Source organism: Frankia sp. R82 (genome assembly GCF_023716925.1).
In the GTDB taxonomy this organism is placed as follows: domain Bacteria; phylum Actinomycetota; class Actinomycetes; order Frankiales; family Frankiaceae; genus Frankia.
Map to the genome: position 1 here is coordinate 1 of NZ_JAMQQG010000187.1, position 762 is coordinate 762.

Annotated in this window: 1 protein-coding gene; it reads right to left on the reverse strand. The window is 65.4% G+C overall.

Translation table 11 applies throughout. From position 1 onward, the window contains the following. Positions 1-275: 275 nt before the first annotated feature. On the reverse strand, positions 276-578 hold the full coding sequence (locus ND747_RS16525) for a helix-turn-helix transcriptional regulator (protein ID WP_251734497.1): 303 nt from the start codon (positions 576-578) through the stop codon (positions 276-278). Positions 579-762: the final 184 nt, after the last annotated feature.

The following is a 762-nucleotide window of genomic DNA, read 5'->3' on the forward strand; positions in this document are numbered from 1 at the left end:
CCGGCGACCCGCCGGGATCCTCCTGCGACTCAGACTCCACGAACATCAGGATCTCCGATCACGCCCTCCATAGCCAGTCCCACACCCGCATCGGTGTCTCACTCGAGTCTGACAGAGAGGGTCGCGCTGGCGCTCTTCGTCGTAGAAGGGATGGCCAAGGTCGCCGATGAAGGCTGCGACCCGTAGGAACCGTCCGTTGGCGCCGGGCACGGGCGGGTCGTCGTCCTCGGCCGGGTTGGCCGGCTTCTCGGGCTCGCGACCGTCGATGAGCTGGTTCATGGGGTCAACCCTTCCGCTGCTGTGGTGGATGTCAGGGGCGATGTCAGCTCAGAGCCTGTGGATGGGCTGGGCTGCACAGGGTTGGGGACCTCGGCGAACAGCGCCTCGACCGTGCTGCCGAGCCGGTGGGCGATGGCCAGCGCCAGATAGACCGAGGGTGCGTAGTTGCCAGCCTCGACCGAAACGATGGTCTGGCGCGTCACCCCTACGGCGTCTGCCAGCTCGGTCTGGGTCAGCTCGGCGACCCGCCTGGCGGTGCGGACCCTGTTACGCCGGCCCTCGGCTGATGCTCTTCCCACAGCCAGAAAAGTAAAATTTACTTGACTTCATGTCAAGTAAATTTGTCGCCATCTGATGGTTGGCCGCTCTCGGCCTGAGCTCGCCTAGACGATCACAATCGCGCCGGATGGATGTGTCCGCCTACATGATCGCGGCGGCCGTCGCGCAGATGGCGCGCGACGATGCCGCCACGGCGACCTTCGC